The following is a 24799-nucleotide window of genomic DNA, read 5'->3' on the forward strand; positions in this document are numbered from 1 at the left end:
ATGAAAACAGCCCTTGTAATGGGAGCTTCCGGTGATATCGGAGGGGCTATTTGTCGCCGGTTGGCTCGTGATGGTTGGTCCTTGTATTGTCATTGTTACAGGAATGAAAGAAAAGTCTTAAAAATTGTTAGTGAACTACGGGAAACCTATCCTCACCAAGATTTTTTTGTGGTATGCTTAGACATGTTAGACTATCGGGAAATAGCGCCATTTCTAGAGGGTTTGTTCCAAGTAGACGGAGTGATTTTTGCGGCTGGGTTTACGAAATATGCCCTGTTATCGCAGCATAGCCGACAAGAGATGGCAAACCTATGGCAGATACACATGGAGACGCCACTGTTGTTATTGGCGGGACTGGAAAGTAAATTACGACAGTCTGGTCATGGGCGGGTAGTGTTTATCGGTTCGGTGTATGGCTTATCCGGCAGCGCGATGGAAACTGTTTATAGCGGTGTTAAGGGCGCTCAGCAAAGCTTCGCCAAGGCCTATGCCAAGGAAGTCGCCACTTTGGGAATCACGGTGAACTGTGTTGCACCTGGAGCGGTAGCGACTGCTATGAATGAGGATTTCACCGATAGCGAAATGACAACCTTGACAGAGGAAATCCCGCTAGCACGACTAGCGACGACTAACGAGATTGCAGCAGCTGTGGCCTATTTATGCTCTGAGGAGGCCCAGTATACGACGGGGGTCACCATCCCAGTGACCGGCGGCTGGCTGTTATAATAAGACTGGAGAAGATGACTACGTGGCCAATGAAGCAACCACTATCGGGCAACGACTACGGCAAGCCCGTTTGAACAAAAACCTCTCTCTAGATGAACTGCAGCAGATCACCAAGATCCAGCGGCGTTATCTGGAGGCTATCGAAAACGGCGATTTTGACGCCTTACCAGGGACGTTTTATGTACGAGCTTTTATCCGCCAATACGCTCAAGCAGTGGGGCAAGACGGCGATCGCCTAGTACGGGTACTGGAAGGTAAGGAAGAATTGACGCCGCCACCGCCACCACGGCCACGGCCTGAAACGGTACGAGGCTCGCGCAAAGCATTGCATGTGGAAGAAAAACCAAAAAACAGCTGGGTTCGTTTATTACCGGTGATTTTTTTCAGCTTAATCGCATTAGCTATTATTATCGTTGTGGCTTGGCAAACTATCCAAGACCGCAATTCCGAGCCCCTATTAGTCGATCCGGGTTCGTCTTCTGTGGTGGTGGACAAACCCAAAGAGTCCAGCAGTTCTGAAACGAAGGCCAGCTCTTCTAAGACAGAAGAAAGTACAAAAGAATCTTCTAGTGCCCCTGAAGAAAAAGAAATGGCTGTGACAATGGTTAATAATACCCAAGCGGTGGCAAATATCAAAATTAGTGATGCCAAAGCACCTTTGCGCTTGGACTTCCAAGGGCAAGTGACAGGGCCTTGTTGGGTGGGCGTGATGGTCAATGATGGTTACGTCTATCAATACACCTTGCAAGCCAATGAAGCTCAAAGCACCACCTTACCAGAAGGCACAACCAATGCTACGATTGTATTAGGTGCTAGCGCCAATATCGCCATCAAAGCCAATGACCATGATGTGCTCTTTACGGAAGCTGGCATGCAGGCCTTGCGCAAGACAATCAACTTGGAGATTAGTTATCAATAGACGAGTTTTGTAAAAATAAATTGGTATTTTCGCAGCCAAGCGTCTAAGCAGCTTAAAAGCTGATGAAAAACAAAGAGTTTTCAGGTGGTTCATCTGAAAACAGAGAATCTAGACCAATGATTCTATACACTGAGAAAATAGATATTTTCGCAGCCGAGCGTCTAAGCAGTTTAAAAGTTGATGAAGAACAAAGAGTTTTCAGGTAGTTCATCTGAAAACAGAGAATCCAGACAAATGATTCTATACACTGAGAAAATAGATTGAGAGGTATCTTAAATTGAATCTTCCTAATAAACTGACAGTGGTCAGAATTTGCATGATCCCCATCTTTATCCTGATTTTGGCATTGCCTTTGGATTGGGGTGTGGTGACTGCCGGGGATGTGGCGCTGCCGGTTACCCATCTGGTAGCGGCAATCATCTTTGCAGTAGCTAGTATCACTGACTGGTTGGATGGCAAAATTGCGCGTTCCCGCGGCTTAGTGACCAACTTTGGTAAATTTGCTGATCCATTGGCAGACAAGATGTTAGTCATGACGGCTTTTATCATGTTGGTAGAGCTTGGTAAAGCACCGGCCTGGGTGGTGGCAATCATCGTCTGCCGGGAGTTGGCAGTGACTGGGTTACGCTTATTATTAGTGGAACACGGGGAAGTTATGGCAGCTGCATGGCCAGGGAAAGTCAAGACGGCGACCCAAATGGTAGCGATTATCCTATTGTTCATCAACAATATTCCGTTTGCGTTGATGGGCTTGCCATTGGATCAAATCATGTTGTACGCTTGCTTGGTATTTACGATTTATTCTGGTGTAGATTACTTCGCGAAAAATACAGCTGTATTTAAAGGCTCAATGTAAACTTGATAAGTTTGAGAAAGATCGTTGCGTGGTTGACATGTGACGGTCTTTTTTATAGGCGAAAGCCAGCTGAAACGAGTGGCTGCTAATTTGTTAATTATAAATAAGGGATTGTTAAATCTTAGGAAAGGTTCCCTGTGTTATACTTTAGCTGCAGATTCAAAGATTGAAGCAGTACGTGGATAAGGAGCGAAAAAATAAATGAAAGCTGAAATTATTGCCGTGGGAACGGAAATCTTACTAGGGCAAGTAATCAATAGCAATGCTACTTTTTTATCAGAAGAACTGGCGGATATGGGTTTTGAAGTGTATCACCATAGCGTGGTAGGGGATAATCGCGAGCGCTTGCTAGAACTGTTGCAGGTAGCGGATAAACGCAGTGATTTGGTGGTGTTATGTGGTGGGTTGGGACCGACTACTGATGATTTGACCAAAGATGTCGTGGCCGAATTTGTCGGACAAGACTTAGTAGAGGATAAGCCCGGCTTAGAGCAGTTACACGCCTTTTATAGAAAAGCCCAAAGAAGGATGACACCGAATAATCTACGGCAGGTGCTAGTTTTTGCTGAGGGGCTAGCATTGCCGAATGAAACAGGGTTAGCAGTGGGAATTTTTTATCAGAAACCGGGGCAAACGGCGTATCTTCTTTTACCGGGGCCTCCAAGTGAGTTAAAGCCAATGTTTTTGCATCATGCTAAGGCACTATTGGCAGAAAAACTTCCTCATGAAGAAAAACTACTCTCCCGGGTCTTGCGCTTTTATGGTATCGGGGAGTCAAAATTGGTGACGGAATTGGCGGATTTGATTGATCAACAAACCAATCCCACCATCGCCCCTTACGCGAAACCCAATGAAGTAACGGTGCGACTGACGGTGAAGACCGCGACAGAAGTGACTGGCCAGGCGTTGTTAGATGCGACAGAAGCCCACATCATGGATCGGGTGGGGGAGTATTTTTACGGATATGGTGAAGAAAATACCCTGGAGAAGGTGGTGGTGGCTTTACTGAAAGACAAGCACAAAACAGTCACAGCAGCAGAGAGCCTGACTGCCGGGGAATTTCAAGGAACCATCGGCAATGTCCCTGGCGTATCGACGGTTTTTCCAGGTGGCTTGGTGACTTATAGTGCCGAGACGAAAGCGAGTTTATTGGGAATCGATCCGGCCTATTTGGCGACCTATGGGACGGTCAGTCGAGAATGTGCTGAAGCGATGGCCGTCGCTAGTCGGGAAAAATTGGGAACTGACTATGGGTTGAGTTTTACGGGTGTGGCTGGTCCCGAAACATTAGAGGAACAACCAGCTGGGACAGTTTGGATTGCTTTGGCATCGGCAAGCGGTGTTGAAAGCCGCTTGTACCACTTCACCCGTGATCGAGCGTATGTGCGTCACAGTGCTGTGATGGCGGGATTAGACTTACTCCGGCGGGAATTATTGGCAGAGGATAATTTTAGTGAGGAAAGCTAAAGGAAAATTAAACAATGCGAAAATATGTTCGCTTTTTTCTTGCCTTTTGATTTCTAAACAGGTATCATAAAAAAGTACTGATGAATTAAACTCAGAAGGCGACTGGTTCGTCCTTTCTGATTTGAGATAGTTCACTTCTAGCATATTTTAAGGAGGATCATCATTTGGCAGACGATCGTAAAGCAGCCTTAGATGCTGCGTTAAAAAAAATTGAAAAGAATTATGGTAAAGGTGCCGTAATGAAATTAGGGGAAAAGGTGGATCAACGAATTTCTACCATTCCTAGTGGTTCACTGGCATTGGACGTGGCCTTAGGTGTCGGTGGTTACCCTCGTGGTCGGATCATAGAAGTTTATGGACCTGAAAGTTCTGGTAAAACCACGGTAGCCTTACACGCGATTGCTTCCGTTCAAAAAGAAGGGGGCACCGCTGCCTTTATCGATGCCGAGCATGCCTTGGACCCATTGTATGCCCAAAACCTTGGTGTCAACATCGATGAATTGTTGCTATCCCAACCAGATACAGGGGAACAAGGCTTAGAAATTGCCGATGCCCTTGTCTCTAGTGGTGCAGTGGATATCGTCGTGATCGACTCCGTAGCGGCCTTAGTCCCTCGAGCCGAAATTGATGGGGAGATGGGGGATGCCCACGTAGGTCTGCAAGCTCGCTTGATGTCTCAAGCTTTGCGGAAACTTTCTGGCTCCATCAATAAAACCAAGACGATTGCCGTCTTCATCAACCAAATCCGTGAAAAAGTCGGTATTATGTTTGGGAATCCTGAAACCACTCCTGGGGGGCGCGCATTGAAATTCTATGCGACGATTCGCTTGGAAGTTCGACGGGCGGAACAGTTAAAATCTGGTACGGATATTATCGGGAACCGTACCAAGATTAAAGTTGTCAAAAACAAAGTCGCACCACCATTTAAAGTGGCAGAAGTCGATATCATGTACGGTCGCGGGATTTCTCAAGAAGGCGAACTCTTGGATATGGCGGTGGAAAAAGATATCGTGGATAAGAGTGGTGCGTGGTATTCATACAATGGCGAACGTATCGGCCAAGGTCGGGACAATGCCAAGAATTATATTAAAGAACGTCCAGAGCTGAAAGAAGAACTCAACAAACTGGTACGAGCAGCCTTTGATATCGGGGATGCCGTTCCCGTAGAAGAAGTTGCTGAAGAAGAATTACCTTTAGATGTGGAATAGCCAAAACAAACTACCGGTTAGCTGATTTTCAGTGGCCGGTAGTTTTTTGTAAGCTTCTAGGCTCTTATAAGGGAGGGTCAGATAATATTTAAGAGGAATTCAGAAGAACGATGCGTGAGTTTTTATCGGTCTACTGATTATCCGAGGACTTCACTGAGAGCTATGAGAACTGATTTTTTTGTTTTTTTTTTTGAAAGCAGTCAATGGTAAATTCCGTTGGCAATCTGTTGGCTAGTTTATGGGGCTTGCTTTTTACTGGGGAATAACGGGCGCTTTTCATTTTCAGCAAACTCTCTGAAATAACAGGATTTTACCGCTGTTTAGTCAAGGCTTTTCCACCTTTAAAAAGTTGACAGCCTAGTGTACAAACATTAGAATAAAGTTGTGCACTTTGCACGCATGCGAATGTAGGCATGTTGATAATTTCAGTTATTTAGGGCGTAGCTAAAAACGTTGGCGCAAGTATTTTGATCTTTTTACCGCGAGCAGCATGTTGAAGAACTTATGAGGTCGAAAAATGTGACTGTTTCGATGATTTTAATAAAAGAGTTCAAATCAGCAAGTCGCAGGCGTTTTCAGAAGCAACCTAGTTTATCAAAAAACTACAAGAATATTTGAATACGGATAGTACGGAGGTGGATTTAATGGGAATTTACATTCTCCTCGCTATCGCCGGTATAATTGTTGGTCTTTTAGTAGGCTTCACCGTTGCCAAACAAAAGCATGAAAAAGAACATGCACAAGAGTTGGCAGGTGCGCAAAACTCCGCGCAAGGCATCATCCAAGCTGCGCAGAAAGACGCGGAAACGCTGAAAAAAGAATCATTGTTGGAAGCTAAGGAAGAAAACCAGAAGTATCGTGCCCAAATCGAAAGTGAGTTGAAGGAAAGCAAGCTCGAAATCAAATCACAAGAGAATCGCTTACTGCAAAGAGAGCAGCTTCTGGATCGCAAAGACGATTCCATCGAAAAGCGCGAACACTCCTTGGAAAGCCGTGAGCGAACACTTAGTTCAAAACAGCAATTAATTGACGAGCGAGAAAAAGAAGTCGAAAAACTGATTGACGAACAACAACAAGAATTGCAACGAGTGGCTGGTCTTAGCCGCGATGAAGCAAAAGACATCATTATGAAAACCACCGAAGAAGAGCTCAACCACGAGCTGACTTTGATGGTGAAGGAATCCGAACAACGGGCGAAAGAAGAAGCCGACCGCAAAGCTAAAAACTTGCTGTCATTGGCGATTCAACGCTGCGCTGCTGATTCGGTTTCAGAAAACACTGTTTCAGTGGTTTCACTGCCAAATGATGAGATGAAAGGCCGCATCATCGGTCGTGAAGGCCGTAACATCCGCACGTTGGAAACTTTGACGGGGATTGATTTGATCATCGATGATACCCCAGAAGCTGTGGTCTTGTCAGGCTTTGATCCGATTCGTCGGGAAATCGCCCGCATGACACTAGAAAAACTGATTCAAGATGGTCGGATTCATCCGGCGCGTATTGAAGAAATGGTGGAAAAATCTCGTAAAGAGATGGACGAACGCATCCGTGAATATGGGGAACAGGCAGCCTTTGAAGTGGGCGCCCATACCTTGCATCCGGATTTGATCAAAATCTTGGGTCGTTTGCGTTTCCGGACAAGTTACGGTCAAAATGTTTTGAATCATTCCATCGAAGTTGCCAAGCTTACTGGCGTTTTGGCAGCTGAACTAGGTGAAGATATTCAATTGGCAAAACGGGCGGGCTTATTGCACGATATCGGGAAAGCTCTCGATCACGAAATCGAAGGCTCCCACGTGGAAATCGGTGCCGAACTTGCCGCGAAGTATAAAGAAAATCCAGTGGTTATCAATGCCATTGCTTCTCACCATGGTGACGTAGAAGCTACTTCGGTTATCAGCGTTTTAGTTGCTGCAGCTGATGCTTTATCTGCTGCGCGTCCTGGGGCTCGAAGCGAATCATTGGAAAACTATATCCGTCGCTTGGAAAACCTCGAAAATATCTCCAACAGTTTTGCTGGCGTGGAATCAAGCTTTGCCGTTCAAGCTGGGCGGGAAGTGCGGGTCATGGTTAAACCAGAAGAAATTTCTGATTTGGATGCCGCTCGCTTGGTTCGGGATATCCGCAAAAAGATCGAAGACGATCTGGACTATCCTGGTCATATCAAAGTCACTGTCATCCGGGAAACCCGAGCAGTGGATTATGCGAAATAAACGAATAAATGAAGCAAGACCCCCGAGAGAATTTTCGGGGGTCTTGCTTTTTAGGAAACAATGAGAAATAACTGGTTACAAGTATGACTATGGTAAACTTAAATCAAACAGTAAAAGGAGGGTTAGCCAAAATGAGAAAATTAAAACCAGAAGGATTACAGCAGTTACGTCGTTTGGGTGGTTGGGATGAAACCGTAATGATAACACAGTTTTCTGATCCTCAACTAGAAAAAACTTATGAGGTATTTCTGGTAGAAGATAGAAATCTTCAACTGATTTTAAAGCGAGGAACGGTTGAGGAAATACGTGTCTATCAGAAATTAAACTATCTTGAGCAGATAGATTCAGCGAACCACTCTTTAGCGGTACCTCGCCTACTGAAGAATTTGGTTGATGAGTCAGGAGTACATTGGTTAGTATTGTCCTATTTTAGAGGGGAGGACTTGCGAAGTGCATCCGACGAGACTTTTACGCTAGTTGGTGTAGAATTGGCAAAACTTGTTAATGCGGGTTATTTGAGAAATGCAAATCTACCACAGGATAAGAATATTCAAATGCACCAACGATTATTGAATAAAATAGTACCGAATTCCGTGTTGATGCAAGGCCTGCAAATCTATCTATCAAATTATTATTCCTCACCAAAAGTTTTCACTAATGACGATTTATTACCAATCAATATTCTTTGGCAGCCGGGAGCAGTTTCTTTTATTGACTGGGAATATGGACGTACGGGAACCTATGTAGCGGACTTGGGAAGATTGTTGGCTTTTACTGAATTTGGTATGAGGTCGGCGATATACTCAGTCTCAAAAAATGATGGACAACAAGTAGTGGATAGTTTCTATGAGGGGTTGTCAGATGCTATTCGTAGCCAGCGTTCATACTGTGCGTTTAGGAGAGACTTAGCATTTGAAATTTTTTACCAACATTTATTGGCGTTGTGTCATCTGCCTCAGATTGAAAAAGTATACCTAGATACAGCAGAAAGCCAGCGTATTTTTCAACAAGCAGAAGCAAAGGCTGAGAAAATAATAACCAGTTCACAGCTATAGTTTGGCAAATCACTGATTATCAAGTACCATTTAAGAAAAAGTATTTTTGCAAATAATGGAGGAGACTCATGAACTCTTTGATACATACCGCTTCAGAGTGGTTTAAAAAACATAGCTTGCTTTTGCGATTGTTGTTTTTTGGCTCGATTTTGATTTTTGTGGCCAATCAAGTGATGAATATCGCCCATGGCATGAGTTGGACTGAGGTCAAAGCAACCATGGATCAGCAAGGCCGGAGTACGTTATTGATTATGGCTGTGCTGGGACTAGTGGCCGTCTTGCCGATGTTGGGCTACGACTGGGTGACGGTGAAAGCTTTGGAGAAAAAGGGCAAACCTAAAATGTCACTGGGGGATTTTTTCGTAGCGGCTTGGACCACCAATACTATCAACAATCTTGCCGGCTTTGGAGGTATCGTCGGGGCGAGTCTGCGGGCCAATTTTTACTGCAAAGGCATCGATCGTAAGCAGGTCTTAGCGATGGTTTCCAAAGTGGCCCTGTTTATGGTGAGTGGCCTGAGTCTGTGGGCGCTGATTTTAGCGGTACAGATTTTTGGTTTTGGCTGGCATCCAGAGTTTCGCAGTTATTGGATTTGGTTGACCATCGGCAGTCTCTTGGCGCCGGGGTTGTTGGTTTTAGCTTACCTCAGACGCAAGAAACTGTTTGCTGATCTCTTCCCGAAAGGTGTCTTGCAGCTGATGGTCACTTCTTTTTGTCAGTGGAGTGGCGCCTTGGCAATTTTTCTTGCCATCGGTGGGTTGATGGGATTGAAATTTGCTGTGACGGATGTTTATCCGATGTTTTTGATTGCTACCTTGATTGGGATGCTGACGATGGTACCCGGGGGCATGGGAACCTTTGATGTTATGATGATTTTGGGAATGAGTGGTTTGGGTTTCTCGCAAAACCAGACGGTGGTTTGGTTGCTGTATTACCGTCTCTTTTATTATCTCGTGCCTTTTATTTCGGGGCTGGTGATTTTTCTAACCCAAAGTAGCGTCCGTCTTAACCGCTTTTTTGATAATTTACCACGCATCTTACTGCAAAAAGTCGCCCATATGGTTGTGATTGTAGCGGTGTATTTTGCAGGAATTATGATGGTATTGCTGTCCACAGTGAAAAATCTTTCGGCCATCAATCAGATATTCAAGTTTTTGTTGCCATTTTCCTTTGATTTTCTGGATCAAACGTTGAATTTATTGGTTGGTTTCCTGTTATTGGGCTTAGCACGAGGGTTGTATGCCAAAGTGAAAAAAGCTTACCTACCGACGATTGTGGTGTTGGTGTTTGGGATTCTTAATACGATTTCGCGAACCCGTTCGATCCGCTTATTGGTGGTGTATTGCTTAGTTTTACTGGCTGTCTGGTTGGCTCGTAATGAGTTTTATCGGGAAAAATTTGTCTACTCGTGGGGGGCGATGATTTTCGACAGCTTGTTGTTTGGCACCTTATTGATCGTTTATGCAGTGGCAGGGTTCCATCGAGGACAATGGTGGAATAATCAAGTCTTGGGGAATTTTGTCTTATTTCCGTCCGAAGATGTTTGGTTCGCAGGCTTAATCGGTTTAGGCTTATCCCTTTTGGTGCTATTTGGTCTGCAACAGTATTTGTATCAACCGGAAAAAAAGGTAGGGGTACCCTTTGAATCCCATCGGTTTGAGGCGTTGTTGGCTCGTTATGAGGGCAATAAAAATAGCCATCGTCTCCGCTTACCAGGCTATCAGCTGTATTATTATCAGGAAGCTGGCGAAGACAAGGTGGTCTTTGGTTTTCAGATAAAAGCCAATCGCTGTTTTGTTTTAGGTAATCCAATCGGGGATCCCACCTTTTTTGGTAAAGCTACCCGCGCTTTTTTGAAGGATACGGATTTGTTAGGTTATCAGTTGGCTTTTTATAAAATCAGTGAATCTTGTGTCGTGATGCTTCATGATTTAGGCTTTGAGTTTACCAAGATAGGTGAAACTGGGGCCGTGGATTTTGCTAGTGGCTTACCAGACTTTACGCAAATGGATAGCTACCGCAAAACATCCACTCAAGGTTTTCGTTTCACCTATTACCGTCATTTGCCGGTAGCATTGGTTAGTGATTTGAAAAGGGTGAGCGATCAGTGGCTAGCCGGTCAGCGGGAGAAATTTTTCGCTAGTGGGCGTTTTGATGTGGACTATCTTTTGGCAAATCCAGTCGGGGTAGTTCGGGACCAACAGAATAAAATCATCGGCTTCATCACCCAGCAAGCCATCAACCAAGAGTGGGTTTCCTATGATTTATTGCGGGTGGCTGATGGCGTGGATCAAGATGTGGCAAACTACCTTGTTTTAAACATGATGCTCCAGTGGCAAAAGGATGGTTTCCACTATGCGGATATGGGCATGGCTCCTTTGGCTCACGTCGGCGATGCCCCGTCTTCTTTCTTCCAAGAACGAGTGATGAATGTCATCTTCAACTATGGCAATGCGTTTTACGAGTTTCAAGAAAACTACCAAGGCAAGAAACCTTTCGCGAGTTTTTGGGATAGTTGTTACTTTGCCTATGAAAAAAGATCCAGCTTTTATCTGGCAGCAGGGCAACTACTGCAATTGATGGGTCGAGGCCGCAGTAAAGGACCGACGCTAGTGGAAGAAGCGCTAGAAGAAGAAGCGGAAATGAAATAAAAAGTGCCAAACAGTCATTGACTTCCAGAATCAGGGAAGCAAGGCTGTTTGGCACTTGTTTTATTGATGAGTCACACGCGGCGGCGTCTCGCAAAATCTACAAAACGAAACTTGTCTAAGCGGTGAATAGATTCACTGTATTGGAAACAACGAGTATCTTCAAGATAGACTAAACTGCGGACCACCACCACGTGTTGATCTTCAGCCGTTAAGGTCATCAAGTCACGAATTTCCTTGTTGACGGGTTCGACGGTAATTTCTTTTTGAGCATAGGAAATTTCCAGACCTAGTTCGTTTTCAAAATAAGCGAACAAAGAATCTTTGGCTTTTTGGAGGGGAAGTTCAGGGATGATCCCAGCATTGAGATAATCCCGGTCTAAAATGACAACTTCGCCATCAATTTCCCGTTGCCGTACGAGTTTCCAAGCTTCCGAAGCCACTGGCCAATCAGTAATTTGTTGCAACTTAGTGGAGACAGCGATTTTTTTCAACTCCGCGACTTTGGTTTCGTTGTGAATTTGTTGTGCGTTTTGCAGCTCCTTAAAACTAGTCAGGCCGCTGATGGGAAATTCAAAGCGATTCATATCCAATACGATGGAACCTTTGCCTTGTTTTTTTTGAATATAGCCAGCGTTTTTCAACAAATTAAGCGCTTTCCGAATTGTTTCCCGTGAAACATTATATATTTGGATCAGCTGATTTTCGCTAGGCAGCAAGGTTTGGGGCGGGTATTCTTTGTTGATAATTTTTTGTTCAAGGTCTAAGAAGATTTCACGAAATTTATTCATTTTAAACATCCTCACTTTTTGTTGGTGGGGTAGTGACAGCAAAAAAAGCTCATGCTGCAGCAATTTCTTTTTAGATGTCAACGACTTGTCTGCTGCAACCAGTTGCCTAGACAAGTGCTATTTCCCCATTATTATAGTGATTTTTGACGAGAAAAACAATCGTCTTCTTAAAAAAGGTCCGCTACTAAAGAAGGAAAACCCGGACCAAACAGTGGCCCGGGAATAAGAGTTTACGCATTTAACAAGGCATCGAGGTCTAATTCGGTGAGTTTGTGGACAGTTTGGTCAGCACCATGAAGGGGTTCTCCACTTAAAACGCCGACAGCATACATGCCACAAGCTTTGATGCCATCTAAGCCGGCTTGAGCATCTTCAAAACCAACGCATTCTTCTGGAGTAAAGCCCAGTAGTTCAGCTGCTTTGACAAAAATTTCCGGATCCGGTTTGCCTTTGTGCAAAGTCGCGGGATCCACGATCGCATCGAAGCGCTCAAAAACTTCCAATTTTTTCAAAATAAAAGGCGCATTTTTGGATGCAGAAGCGATAGCGCAGGGGATTTGACGGGCTTTGGCAGCCTCTAAGAAGTCTTTTACTCCGGGTAACAGATCCGCTGGTGTCAAGTCTTGCAGAAGTTCTACGTAATGGGTGTTCTTCTTGGCAGCCAAGGCTTCTTTTTCTTCCGGGGTAAAGTCATTTTGACGCTTACCATGGACTAAAATGCGTTCCAAAGAGTCCATACGGCTGATGCCTTTCAGCTGCTCGTTGAATTTGAGATCGACATCAATCCCGATTTCTTTTCCTAAATCTCGCCAAGCTAAGAAATGAAATTTTGCAGTATCGGTGATGACACCGTCTAAGTCAAATACGAAACCTTTTTTCATCAATAATTACTCCTTTATAGACAGAAAAACAAATGGCTTTCCGTCAGTTTTTATTTTGTTCGTCATGATAGGGATAGACCAGCTGTTCACTAGCCGTTAGTGGAACTTCTTTGCCTTTGATGATAACACGGGTGTCAGCCGAGGTGGTTAAAATCACCTCTGTAGTCGTGACTTTCACGTAATAGTTCACATTTTTGACGGTAATGTGGTAGGCGATGGCGGCCCAAGCAGCTGGTAAATTCGGATTAATATGAATTACCTCTTCTCGTACGTCTAGGCCAGCAAACGTCGTCAGTGGAATATAAAGGGTGGCGGCCATGACACCCGCGTGGATACCTTCTGCGGTCGTCCCTCCTTGAATATCGCGATAGTCAGAGTAAAGGGCTTCTTGGTACAGTTCCCACGCCAGTTCCTTCTCATCTACCATCGCCGCCAATTGGGCATGAACTACGCGAGACAAAGTCGATCCGTGGGAAGTACGAGCAAGATAATAATGCAGGTTACGGCTGACATAGTCTTCAGGTAACTGCTCCCGATAACCTAAATCCTGTAAGATTTCTTCTACTTGATTTTTTGAGAAGTTGTAATAAATCATCAAACTATCCGCTTGTTTGGCGACTTTATAGTCGTCAGCGGATAAGCCTTCCGCATTTAAGATGCGATCCAAGCGGTAGACATTGCCGTATTTTGCGCGGTAATGGTCCCAGTCCAAGTCCAGCAAGTCGAAGTAGCCGTCAAATTGGGCAATGATCCCGTCCGAGTTGATGTCTAAGGTTAATTGATGTCGGATTTTTTCCATTTTTGAGACCAGGTCGTCGGTGACCCCAGTTTTTGCTTGGATTTGTTGGAAAACCTCAGTGCCGAACGTTTTTTTTAAGTTCGCTAATTCTTCAAAGAGCCAGACCACCATCATATTGGTATAGGCATTGTCTTTCAACCCACCTTTTTCAGCACCAGGATAAGCCTCATGAAATTCATCTGGCCCCATGACCCCAGCGATGGTGTAGCGGTTTGTTGTCGGATCAAAAGTAGCGATACTTTGCCAAAATTGGGCTATTTCTAAAATTAACTCCAATCCATAGTCTTTCATAAACTGATGATCTTCTGTGTTGTGCCAGTAGAACCAGACATTGTAGGCAATCGCCAGCGACACATGGCGTTGGCGGCGGCTGTGATCTTCTTTCCATTCTCCGCTGATGGGATTGAGATGGAGTTCTTGGGATTGTTCGGTTCCATCTAGACCAGATTGCCATGGGAACATCGCCCCTTGATAGCCGGCTTTTTGGGCTTCGGTTTTGGCAGCTGGCAGTCGGTGGTACCGATAGAGCAACAATTGCCGCGCTGTTTCTGGAAAACGTAAAATATAAAACGGCAAAATAAACAGCTCATCCCAGAAGATGTGGCCACGATAAGCTTCACCATGAAGACCACGGGCAGTTACGGAAGCATCCAGATTGACATTGCCGATAGGGGAGGCGGAAGACAAAAGGTGATACGTGTGGAGATTTAGAAGTTTTTGACTCATAAAATCCCCCGTAACATTGATGGCAGCATTGTCCCATAAAACTTGCCATGCCGCTGCAGATAGGTCCAACAAAGTTGTAAAATCAGGAAACCTTTCTGCTGGATTCTCTGGGCTTAAATGAAGAGCGGGTTGTTCCTCGTCAGGACGATATTGGGTCACGTGGACGGTTTTTTCCAACTCATACCATTGTTGGCAACGGGCTTCGATGGTTAAGGATTGAAAAACTTTTTCATCGGTCACTTCTGTTTGGAGCTCATGGGTTTCCAAGAGAGGACTCCGCAAAAAGGATTCTTGTAAAACAGTAATGTGAGAGTCTTTTGTGCGGGCCGCTAAAAGAGCGTGGGGACCTGCCACGGCCGTCTTCAAAACATCTAGATGGCGGTTTTCAAGACTGCGGTAACGGGCGACGTTGTAGTTGTAGACCGTCCCATCAGCTTCCGTCACCACTTGGATCGTGCCATCAAAATCCGGAGTGAACCGATAACGCAGGCTATAGCATTCTCGTTGGGCCATACTGGCAAATTTAGCCGTTTCGATGGTTAAACTCCGTCCATCTGCCAAAGAAAGCTGGCTACGGGAGGTCATTAGGCCATTTCGCATATCTAATGAACGATGGAGCGTGCTTACTTGCGTTTCTGACATCGCAACTTTTTCGCCATCGATGATTAAGTAGATTTTTTGTAGATTCGGTGCATTGACGAAGTCTTCATTGGCGATGGTGCGGTCTTGAACCTGAGAGTAGGCAGTGTTATAAAGACTCGCCAGATAGGTTGCTGGGTAGCTATCATCAGAAATTTCCATCTCCGGTGTCGTCCCCCGTAAACCGAGATAGCCATTACCAACCGTCAGTAAACTTTCCACTGAGTACTCATCTTTGCCAGGGCGATAGCCATAATAATCGAGATGCCAGCATAAATCGGCAGCTTTTTCAGGGAACTCATCTACCTTGACATTGGTCAGAAACGGCAGATTCAAATTCTCCGTCAGCCACTGGGACAGCTCAAAAGTCCCTTCTGGAAAAGTGATAATTTCTGGAAGCTCACAATAAAGGATACCTCCATCTGTTGGTTCCGATTGGATGATAGTAAAAAGGGATTTTGCGTTTGCCTGAGGAAAGTCGGTTAGTTGCTGTTGGTTACCCGAGGGCAGCTGAACTCGCCAGCCTTGGGAGGTAATGGTAATCATAGTCAGCTTCATGAGTTGTTTGCAGATAGGTGCGTGCCTCTCTGCTTCTCCTTTCTTTGTTTGCTGTGTTTCAAATCATTTGGAGTGTCGGGAGTTTCTTAGGGAGATTTCCTAGACAGTTTTTGATCTTTGTGTACATTGCGCTTGAAGCAGAGGACTCTGCTTCAAATAAACTTACAACTTGTCTATACATGCAACTTCATTATAGCGGAGAATGACACCGATTTCAAATGTTATCTCCAATAAATTAAAAGATACTTGACCATTTTCATATAAATATTTTCAAATTGGGGATAATCAATTAAAAACATTAATAGGAAGGTATTTTTAAAAAATATAAAAGTAGGAAATACTTTTAGACCGCTGCAAAAAAATAAATATAAAACGCTTGCATTATTTCTGGTGAGCCGTTATGATTGTCTTGTAACGAACTTATATATACAAGTTTTTGAAGCGCGGGATTTGCTGAAGCTCGAAGAATAAACTTAGGGGCAGGATCAGGTTAGATAGGGGAACACTGCTAGGAACACTTCGGACACAGCGAGAAAAGAAAGGAGCCTGAGAAATGGGCAAGTATCAACAGGATGCGGAAAAGCTGTTACAGGAGATTGGTGGGAAGGAAAATATTGCGGCAGTCACTCATTGTGCTACACGGATGCGTTTTGTCTTAAACGACGAGAGCAAAGCCAATGAAAAAGCTATTGAGAATATTCCCAGTGTAAAGGGAATGTTTACCAATGCTGGTCAATTTCAGGTCATTATCGGAAACGATGTCCCCTCATTTTATAACGATTTTACGGCAGTATCGGGAATTGAAGGGGTTTCCAAAGAACAGAGTAAGGCAGTTGCCAAACAAAATCAAAACTTAGTGCAAAAAGCCATTGGAACTTTGGCAGAAATCTTTACGCCCTTATTACCAGCAATCATCATCGGGGGGCTTATGCTCGGTTTCCGAAACTTTCTCGAAGGGGTACCATTGGGCTTTTTGGGGGATCAAACCATCACACAAGCTTCCACTTTCTGGAATGGTGTCAACAGCTTCTTGTGGTTACCTTGTGAGGCGATCTTCCACTTCTTACCAGTCGGGATTACCTGGTCGATTACTCGTAAGATGGGAACGACGCAAATTTTGGGGATTGTGTTAGGGATTACCTTAGTATCTCCTCAATTGCTCAATGCCTATGCCGTAAATGGGACGAGTGCTGCGGACATTGCGGCTAACTGGACATGGGATTTTGGCTTCTTTACTGTTGATAAGATCGGTTACCAAGCACAAGTAATTCCGGCGATGTTGGCTGGTTTCTTACTCGTTTACTTGGAACGCTTCTTTAGGAAACATATTCCTGAAGCGGTGGCGATGATCTTTGTTCCATTGTTCTCTTTATTACCGACGATTATTGCGGCTCACGTGTTATTAGGCCCAGTTGGTTGGAAGATTGGTTCGGGGATTTCTTATGTGGTAAACGCCGGTTTGTCATCTTCCTTTAACTGGTTGTTTGGTCTCGTCTTTGGGGCTTTGTACTCACCACTCGTTATTACCGGGCTACATCACACCACGCTAGCGATTGACCAACAGTTGGTTTCAGATTTTGGAACGACAAACTTATGGCCAATGATTATGTTATCAAATATTGCTCAAGGGACGGCGGTATTAGCGATTTATTTCCAACACAAAGGCAATAAAAAAGAGGAACAAGTTTCGGTTCCCGCAACAATCTCTGCCTATCTCGGGGTTACCGAACCAGCGATGTTTGGGATTAACTTGAAATACGTATACCCATTTGTGGCAGCCATGATTGGTTCTTCCATCGGTGGGATGCTAATCACGGTTACCAATAGTCGGGCACTGGGGATCGGTGTCGGGGGACTACCTGGTCTTTTGTCTTTCCCACTTAAGAGTTATCCTTGGACGATTGTTTCGATGGTCGTAACCATGGTAATCACCTTCATCATGACTTATATTTTACGTCAAGTGAAGGCATTGAATAAAATTGAACCAGCGCTTGATGATGATGATCTGTCAGATTTGGCAACAGTGGGAGCTGGTGTTGGGGCAAGTGCACCAGCAGCCGTGACAGCCAGTGTCATGGATAAGGGCACCGGGACTGTGACAGAAGAAATGATCTATGCCCCCGTTGCCGGTGAAGTGATTGCTATCGATCAAGTCAACGACCCAGTCTTTTCTAAAAAAATGATGGGGGATGGTTTTGCAATCCGCCCTACAGCCAATGAAATCTATGCCCCGGTCTATGGGAAAGTTGTCAGCGTCTTTGAGACAAAACATGCAATCGGTATTACGACTGCTACAGGCGCTGAAGTCTTAGTCCACATGGGCTTGGATACGGTAGAGCTTAAAGGTGCCCCTTTTGATGTGAAGGTCAAAGAAGGCGATCAAGTGACGCCAGAAACCTTACTTGCTGTAATGGATTTAACCGCAGTCAAGGCTAGCGGCAAAGAAACAGATGTTTTAGTAGTCTTTACCAATGGTGAAAAAATCGACAGCGTAACATTGGATATGACTGGCGCGGTGAAAGAAAAGAGCCGGATTGGTCATGCAGAAGTTTTGAGCTAGGATAGAAAAGAACATTATTTTCGGTAAAAAATGACAAACAACCGCAAGCCGTAAAAAATGACAAACAACCGCAAGCCGTGAAAAATGGCTTGCGGTTGTTTGCGTAGTTGAAGTATCTACAAACGTGAACCGATACTATACTTGGTGGTATTTCAAATAGCTTATCAGAATATCTTGAGGATCCACATCTTTTTTGGTGAGTTGTGGTGGAGCCGAAAGCGGCGCTATATCGAAGGACACTGGTGTTGCTAGTGGGATTACGCGACTTGTCAATAGCTGACCATGACTGATGTAATAAACCTTCTTTTGTTTTGGATCTCTCTCAAGCGGGGTCCACCAAAGTAGTCGTTTCTTAGCGATAAATTGCTGATGTTCTTGTACGTAACGATAGAAATATTGCGCTTGTTCTAAATGTTGCTGAAGTTGCGCAGCATTCTCAAAATTCAGTTGTTCGGCACTGGCAGTCATCCGTGCTTCTAGCTCTTGAAAAACGGTTGTCTCATTGCCTAAGAAAAACTGGTTTACCTGATAGAGACGTTCCGACAAGGGGCGCTGAGTCATTTGAGGCAGTTGTCGTTGCACGGCGAGACTGGTCAATGGATTGACTCCTGGTAATAGATAAGTGTCCTGCAATGTTTCAATCAATGTCGGTAATTTTTTATATTGGCGAAAGGGGCCGAGTATTAGGGAGGTCTGCAGGGGGGATTCCTCAGATATGTTTGCCGGTAATCCACCCACTTCTGACGTATCTGTTGGCTCCAGGTCGGTGATCAACACCGGTCCAGTAGCAGTCAATTTAACATAACAATAGTTGAGGTGGCTGTTCATCATGCGATTATAAAGAGGATGGTGCTCTTGAATCAGCTGGCATTCCAATAATAAGGCATCCAGTTCGGTATCCACAATCTGCCAATCAAGATCCGCGATATTCCAGACCATTCGCAACACTTTTTTTGAATGCTGCGCGTTATGATGAAAATACGAACGCACCCGATTTTTGAGATTTTTCGCTTTCCCAACATACAAAATATCCCCATGGGTATCTTTCATCAGGTAAATTCCGGGCGCTTCCGGTAATTGTTGGAGTTTTGCTTGAATTGTCTTCATGAGGGGAAGGTAACAGAAAATGGTGGTATTGGCAAGGGATTGAGGGGGATTTTAGAAATAGCTAAAAAGACTGCTGAAAAACAGCAGTCTTATCCGGAAATAGGTGAATTTATTCCCCATCCTCCACATACATATAAATATTCTTATCTTGGGTATAAGCATCCAATATTGATTTGTAGGTTTCTCGACCAATTCCGGATTTCTTATAGCCGCCAAATGGTGTGCCGGCTGGGAGTTCCCCATAGATGTTGACGAACATAGTGCCGGTACGGACAGCGCGTGCTACCCGGAAGGCTTTATTGAGGTTGGTAGTGAAGACACCCCCAGCTAGACCGTAGTCGGAATCGTTGGCGATTGCGATAGCTTCTGCTTCATCTTTAAACTTAATGGCTACGATGACTGGGCCGAAGATCTCTTCTTGGGCTACCCGCATATCATTGGTGACATCAGTGAGGATTGTCGGTTGCATGAAGGCTCCTTCTGCTAGGACACCGTCGGAGAAGCGCTCGCCACCTACGAGGACTTTGGCGCCTTCTTCTTTTCCGATGGCGATGTATTTCAAGATGGTATCCATTTGCCCTTCGTTGATTTGAGCCCCCATTTCAGTGCCTTCTTCCCAAGGCAAGCCGACGTTGACGGTCTTGAAGGATTCGGCGAGAGCAGCGACAAACTCGTCGTAGATACTCTCTTCTATCAAGAGACGACTGCCGGCGGAACAAACTTGTCCTTGGTTGGTAAGAATTCCGCTTTGGGCAAATTTCAGAGCCCGCTTGCGATCCGCGTCAGCAAAGATGATATGAGCAGATTTACCGCCTAATTCCAATGTAGCTGGTATCAAGTTTGTTGCCGCCCCCTTGGCTACTTCATAACCGACTTCGGTTGAGCCGGTGAAGGCTAGTTTGGCAAAGCCAGGGTGAGTCAACATGTAATCACCTGACTCAGATCCTTTACCGGTGATGACGTTTAAGACACCGGCAGGTAACATCGGACCGATGAGCTTGGTGATTTCTAAAAGGCTTAAAGGCGTGGATGACGACGGATGGATAACGATTGTATTGCCAGCTGCTAGAGCCGGAGCGATTTTCCAAGCGGCCATCAAAGCTGGAAAATTCCAAGGGACGATTTGTCCCACGACGCCAATCGGTTCTTTCAGTACCATGGTCAAGGTGTTGTGATTGAGTTCTTTGATAGTGCCTTCTTCTGAGCGAATCAAGGCGGCAAAGTAACGGAAATGATCGATTACTAAGGGGATGTCGGCATTACGAGTTTCGCGGATGGGTTTACCATTGTCCAATGTTTCCACCATCGCTAAGTGTTCTAGATTTTCTTCTAAAATGTCAGCGATGTCCAACAAGAGTTTGCTGCGTTCTTCGGTACCGATTTTGCTCCAAGCAGGAAAGGCTTCGGTGGCAGCTGCAACAGCGGCATCCACGTCGGCGTTATCAGCGTTGATAAAGGTTGCCAGCGGTTTGCCGTCAGCGGGGCTGGAGGTAGTCAGAGTAGCACCTTTTGTGCCGACGGTCCATTTACCACCGATGTACATTAGGTATTCTTTGTCTAGTAGCATGTCAATTTCGGGTTTTGCCATGTTGTTTTTCCTCCTATTTTTAGTAAGCAAGATGACGATTGTTTTCAACTGAAAAACTGCTTCACATATCAAGTATAACAACGGTGATTTTTATCTGACAAGAAATGTGCCCGCTTTCATTTTTTGCGAACGAGTAGTTGCTAAGAAAGGTGGTCTAGTTGGGGGTAAGGGAGATTATTAAGAAAATTCAAAGAGCGTTTGTGAAGTAGTAGCCGGTGCTGATCTTTGGCTAAAAATGCGTTGTAGATGGTTTTTTTCAAAGAAGACTAGTGGATTTCTTTGCTGATTCCCTAAATTTTGTTACCATATAATTAAGAAATCTAGTGTTTTTTTGAGCAAAAGGCAGGTGTCGACAAGAGAGGTGGTTTAGATGAAAAACGGTGAGTTTACAGGAGGTATTGATTTTGCGCCGTCATTATTGAAGATGAAAGAAACTTTTCAGCTAGCGCCGGTATTGTATCACTATGAGCCGGCGGAAGTAGCGATTCCCTTTGATCAACACATTGGCGCTCCCAACCAAGTTCAAGTAGTGGTGGGGGATTATGTGCGAGCGGGGGAGATCATTGCTATGACAGAAGAGGCGGTTTCCGGGTACGTCCACGCGTCGATTACTGGGACGGTAACAGCTATTCGCGAAGTGCCCAATCTGGCGGGGGGGTATCAAAAAGCGGTGGTGATCCAGCGAGACCTCAAGGCAGATCCTGATGAAGTACAACTCTTGCGAAAAGAGGCCAGTTTTGCCGAATTGGTGCGGGAAGCCGGCGTTGTAGGATTGGGGGGAGCGACTTTTCCTACCCATATCAAATTGGCGCCAGAAGACCATGTGAATGTCGAGTATATCGTGCTAAACGGCGCAGAATGCGAGCCGTTTATTCATTCCGATGATTATTTGATGCAAATGGAAGCGGTTAAAATCGTCCGAGGGGGTGAAATTGCTCGGGAGATGTTGGGGGCCAAAACCTTAATAATTGCCATCGAAGAAGACAAACCAGATGCAGTGAAGATGATGGAAGCTGCCATTGCCGGAGTGCCAGATTGCGAAGTGAAGGTTTTACCGGTGCGTTATCCTCAAGGTGGTGAAAAGCAGTTGTTGGAAACCTTGATAGGAGCGGAATCGCCAATCGGTGGCCGGACGATTGAGACCGGTGGTTACAATATGAATGTCGCTACTTCCAAAGCGATGGCTGAAGCGGTAGATGAACGGCGACCATTAATTCGTCGCTATGTCACGGTGACTGGCGATGTGGTCAATCCGCGGGTAATTGATTTTCCGTTAGGGACCTATGCTGGTGAACTAATCGCTTTTTGCGGTGGCTTTGAAACTCGCGGTGGGCCACCAGTTCAGATTCTCCACGGTGGACCAATGATGGGGCGAACCTTGCATCAATTGCAGACGCCTTTGACTAAGGGTTCTAACGGGTTAATCGTTTTTAATCAAAACCATCTGCAGCAATTTGCGGAAAAACCCTGTATTCGCTGCAATCGGTGTGTCGTCAGTTGTCCGATTCGGTTGGAACCACAAAATATTGATCAAGCGATGCGCGCCGGTGAACTAACCCGTTGTGCCCAGCTAAAGGCGGAAGAATGTATCAATTGTGGGTGCTGTAGCTATGTTTGTCCTTCCAAGCGGCGCCTGGCTCCTACGATTATGCAGGCGAGAGGTGCGATTGGTAAGCTGAGAAGGGAGGCGCAAAAGAGATGATTCAACGAGAAAAGCACAGTTATTCTGAAGAACAGCACCTTTCCGTGGCCCAACTAGAAGCACAGGTAGGGAATTTAATCACGGACACTAACCCTCATCTAACTGCCGATGTCACCAGTCGTCAGATCATGGGTACAGTCGTTGTGGCCTTATTACCGATTGTGATAGCTTCTGGTTATTATTTTGGCTGGCGGATTTATGGTTTGTATTTATTGTCGATAGGGACTGCTCAACTAGCGGAAATTATTTGGTTCAAAGCCCGGGGCCGAGAGCTGACTTTTGATTTGAGTGCTGTGGTGACGGGGCTGCTGTTGACTATGAATTTGCCACCTTCTGCTCCTTGGTATTTCCCGGTGATTGGTTCAGCCTTTGCAATTATTGTGGTGAAGGAGTTTTTTGGTGGCCTTGGCTATAATTTTTTGAATCCAGCGCTAGGGGGGCGGGCGTTTTTAGTAGGACTATTTTACATGGAAATGTTTCAGATTAGTTGGCCAGATCCGCCGTTTGGCCGCATTCCGCCAGGTGCTGTCAGCCAGGCGACCGCTGATGTTACTACTCATGCCACACCATTGGCCGCCTTAAAAGCGGGACAAGCGCTATCTGGTGATGAGCTATTGGATATGTTTTTAGGCAACACTGGTGGTCGGATTGGGGAAACATCTGCGGTCTTGATTATAGTAGCGGCCGTTTTTTTGATCTGGCGCCGGATCATCCGGCCACATATTCCCTTGATTATGGTGGCAGTGGTGGCAATGGGGGCTTGGCTGTTTGCCGAACCTGGGAGCTTGGCATCAGGTACTACTGTTTTGGGACACGTGCTAGGTGGGGGCTTACTGTTGGGGGCGATATTCATGGCCACTGACTATGCCTCCAGTCCATCCACCCTAGTCGGTGAGTGTGTGTACGCGGTGGGGATTGGGGTGCTCGTGGTGATTTTACGCTTCTGGGGTCCCACCAACGAAGGTGTTAGTTATGCCATCTTAACCATGAACTGTTTTGTGCCTCTGATTGACCGTTTGTTGCGTCGGCGAGTCTTAGGCGAACCGGGCAATCATCAGCTAAATATCAAAATCGATAAATAAGAAAGGCGGGGGCAGTATGAATTTAGCTATTCGGATGGTTATGTTTCTCGGATTAGCGGTAATTGTGCTTCTGGTGGAAAAGACCGGTGGCAAACTGACAGATAATCGGCGTACCAGTCGTATGCTTCAATTAATCCTAGTCACCATATTAGTGGCGGGGGCGGCACTTTTGGGGATGCTTTGTTATCTGTTGTTGCCACTCCCTCAGGAAAAAATTAATCCCCCCGTGCTATGGCCCTTTTTACTAGCAGTCTTGACGGGACTTTGGAGTTTGTTTGGAGGGTGGTTATTAAGTCGTTGTCGCTGGTATACGCGAGAGTTACAACAACTGATTGTGTGCTTACCGATAGTAATTAATTTAGCGTTCACCACCACTTTAAATTTGGAAAAACCTTGGCTGAGCTTGTATCATGTGAGTTTAGGATTATTGTTTTTTGTCATTTGCGGCATTTTGTTAGCCGGTATTCAAGAGCGACTGCGCATCGCCCCGATTCCTAGTGGATTGCGGGGATTTCCGATTCAATTAGTGGTGTTGTTCTTGATTTTCTTGAGCTTGTCATTTTTTAGAGGAATCTTTTTCGATGGTATTTTTTAGTTGGAATTTAAATAAGAGCAGGCCCCCTGGTTGGGAACCTGCTCTTATTTATTGCTGAATTATTCGACGGGGATGATCTTTCCAACGATTAAATTGGGGCTCTGTTTGGGTAAGCTTAGCCGCAAGACGCCGTTTTCGTATTTAGCGGTAATCTCCTCAGCAACGATATTTTTAATGGCAAAGCTGCGTTGGAAGCTGGCAGTGGCGCGTTCTCGGCGAAGATAGTGCCCGTCATCAGTGTTGTTCTCAGTAAAATTTTGAGTGGCGGAGATGGTCAGTTGCTCTGCATCATAATGAACGAGAATATTTTCTTTTGTTACACCGGGAAGATCTGCCAAAATTTCATAACGGTCTGGATATTCTTTGATGTCTGTATCAATTTGGCGATCTTGCCAAAAATGATTCATGGTGCGACCGCTGAGTTCTTCACTAGCACCTTGCAAATTTTTCGGTATCCTATCGGTCATCACTAGTCCTCGTTTCTGTCTTTTCTCTTTATTGTAAGAGTCGGGGGAGGGTTAGGCAACTGAAATGAAGTGATTTGCGGGTGAAGCTAGCAAGAATAGTTTTTTCTTAAACTTTGGCTGTTGCGGCTGAAATAGCAGGCCTCTTTTCTTATACAATTTTCGTTCCCAGCTGTGGAAAAGGTGCTAGAAATCATGGTTTATGATAGAATCTA

The 24799-nt window shown here is 45.2% G+C and carries 18 protein-coding genes; 12 read left to right on the forward strand and 6 right to left on the reverse strand.

Annotated elements, in window-relative coordinates:
• The 8 genes from ymfI (at nt 1) to mprF (ending at nt 11095) form a co-directional block, all read left to right on the forward strand.
• Complete coding sequence (gene ymfI, locus ACO03U_RS05625) at nt 1-726, forward strand: elongation factor P 5-aminopentanone reductase (protein WP_161869741.1); 726 nt, start codon at nt 1-3, stop codon at nt 724-726.
• Between the two features lie 22 nt (nt 727-748).
• Entirely contained in the window at nt 749-1645 is an 897-nt protein-coding gene (locus tag ACO03U_RS05630; RefSeq protein ID WP_204686231.1) for a helix-turn-helix domain-containing protein, read from the forward strand.
• 277 nt (nt 1646-1922) lie between these two features.
• Complete coding sequence (gene pgsA, locus ACO03U_RS05635) at nt 1923-2501, forward strand: CDP-diacylglycerol--glycerol-3-phosphate 3-phosphatidyltransferase (RefSeq protein ID WP_204686229.1); 579 nt, start codon at nt 1923-1925, stop codon at nt 2499-2501.
• A 201-nt stretch (nt 2502-2702) separates the two neighbouring features.
• Complete coding sequence (locus ACO03U_RS05640) at nt 2703-3968, forward strand: competence/damage-inducible protein A (RefSeq protein ID WP_204686227.1); 1266 nt, start codon at nt 2703-2705, stop codon at nt 3966-3968.
• 164 nt (nt 3969-4132) lie between these two features.
• Nucleotides 4133-5176 (forward strand): recombinase RecA, encoded by a 1044-nt coding sequence (gene recA, locus ACO03U_RS05645; protein WP_161869745.1) that lies wholly within the window; start codon nt 4133-4135, stop codon nt 5174-5176.
• A gap of 644 nt (nt 5177-5820) precedes the next feature.
• Complete coding sequence (gene rny, locus ACO03U_RS05650) at nt 5821-7389, forward strand: ribonuclease Y (RefSeq protein ID WP_161869746.1); 1569 nt, start codon at nt 5821-5823, stop codon at nt 7387-7389.
• A 131-nt stretch (nt 7390-7520) separates the two neighbouring features.
• Nucleotides 7521-8444, forward strand: coding sequence for a phosphotransferase (locus ACO03U_RS05655; RefSeq protein ID WP_204686225.1), 924 nt, complete (start codon nt 7521-7523; stop codon nt 8442-8444).
• Nucleotides 8445-8512: 68 nt separating this feature from the next.
• Nucleotides 8513-11095: a bifunctional lysylphosphatidylglycerol flippase/synthetase MprF gene (gene mprF, locus ACO03U_RS05660; RefSeq protein WP_204686223.1), complete on the forward strand. Its 2583-nt coding sequence runs from the start codon at nt 8513-8515 to the stop codon at nt 11093-11095.
• A gap of 71 nt (nt 11096-11166) precedes the next feature.
• Here mprF and treR read toward each other — a convergent pair whose 3' ends face one another.
• The 3 genes from treR to ACO03U_RS05675 form a co-directional block, all read right to left on the reverse strand.
• Nucleotides 11167-11883, reverse strand: a complete 717-nt coding sequence (gene treR / locus ACO03U_RS05665; RefSeq protein ID WP_161869755.1) for a trehalose operon repressor — start codon at nt 11881-11883, stop codon at nt 11167-11169.
• Nucleotides 11884-12113: 230 nt separating this feature from the next.
• Entirely contained in the window at nt 12114-12764 is a 651-nt protein-coding gene (pgmB, locus tag ACO03U_RS05670; RefSeq protein WP_161869756.1) for a beta-phosphoglucomutase, read from the reverse strand.
• A gap of 43 nt (nt 12765-12807) precedes the next feature.
• On the reverse strand, nt 12808-15486 hold the full coding sequence (locus ACO03U_RS05675; RefSeq protein WP_204686221.1) for a glycoside hydrolase family 65 protein: 2679 nt from the start codon (nt 15484-15486) through the stop codon (nt 12808-12810).
• 553 nt (nt 15487-16039) lie between these two features.
• Between ACO03U_RS05675 and treP the strand changes: the two genes are divergently transcribed.
• A complete protein-coding gene (treP, locus tag ACO03U_RS05680; RefSeq protein WP_161869758.1) occupies nt 16040-18046 on the forward strand; it encodes a PTS system trehalose-specific EIIBC component in 2007 nt (668 codons plus the stop codon).
• 135 nt (nt 18047-18181) lie between these two features.
• Here treP and ACO03U_RS05685 read toward each other — a convergent pair whose 3' ends face one another.
• Nucleotides 18182-19096 carry a GIY-YIG nuclease family protein gene (locus ACO03U_RS05685; RefSeq protein ID WP_423104415.1) on the reverse strand — a complete coding sequence of 305 codons (915 nt, stop codon included), beginning with the start codon at nt 19094-19096 and terminating at the stop codon, nt 18182-18184.
• Between the two features lie 166 nt (nt 19097-19262).
• On the reverse strand, nt 19263-20741 hold the full coding sequence (locus tag ACO03U_RS05690) for an aldehyde dehydrogenase family protein (RefSeq protein WP_204686217.1): 1479 nt from the start codon (nt 20739-20741) through the stop codon (nt 19263-19265).
• A gap of 370 nt (nt 20742-21111) precedes the next feature.
• Between ACO03U_RS05690 and rsxC the strand changes: the two genes are divergently transcribed.
• From rsxC to ACO03U_RS05705, 3 genes are read left to right on the forward strand one after another with little or no spacing between them, the layout of a single operon-like run.
• Nucleotides 21112-22443 carry an electron transport complex subunit RsxC gene (rsxC, locus tag ACO03U_RS05695; protein WP_204686214.1) on the forward strand — a complete coding sequence of 444 codons (1332 nt, stop codon included), beginning with the start codon at nt 21112-21114 and terminating at the stop codon, nt 22441-22443.
• On the forward strand, nt 22440-23525 hold the full coding sequence (locus ACO03U_RS05700) for an RnfABCDGE type electron transport complex subunit D (RefSeq protein ID WP_204686212.1): 1086 nt from the start codon (nt 22440-22442) through the stop codon (nt 23523-23525). The genes rsxC and ACO03U_RS05700 overlap by 4 nt, the downstream gene beginning before the upstream one ends.
• Before the next feature lie 16 nt (nt 23526-23541).
• Nucleotides 23542-24120 carry a hypothetical protein gene (locus tag ACO03U_RS05705; protein ID WP_204686210.1) on the forward strand — a complete coding sequence of 193 codons (579 nt, stop codon included), beginning with the start codon at nt 23542-23544 and terminating at the stop codon, nt 24118-24120.
• A gap of 59 nt (nt 24121-24179) precedes the next feature.
• Here ACO03U_RS05705 and ACO03U_RS05710 read toward each other — a convergent pair whose 3' ends face one another.
• Nucleotides 24180-24587, reverse strand: coding sequence for an Hsp20/alpha crystallin family protein (locus ACO03U_RS05710; RefSeq protein WP_204686208.1), 408 nt, complete (start codon nt 24585-24587; stop codon nt 24180-24182).
• Nucleotides 24588-24799 lie beyond the last annotated feature (212 nt).

Origin of the sequence: Enterococcus diestrammenae, assembly GCF_049384045.1 — a bacterium.
Lineage (GTDB): Bacteria > Bacillota > Bacilli > Lactobacillales > Enterococcaceae > Enterococcus_C > Enterococcus_C diestrammenae.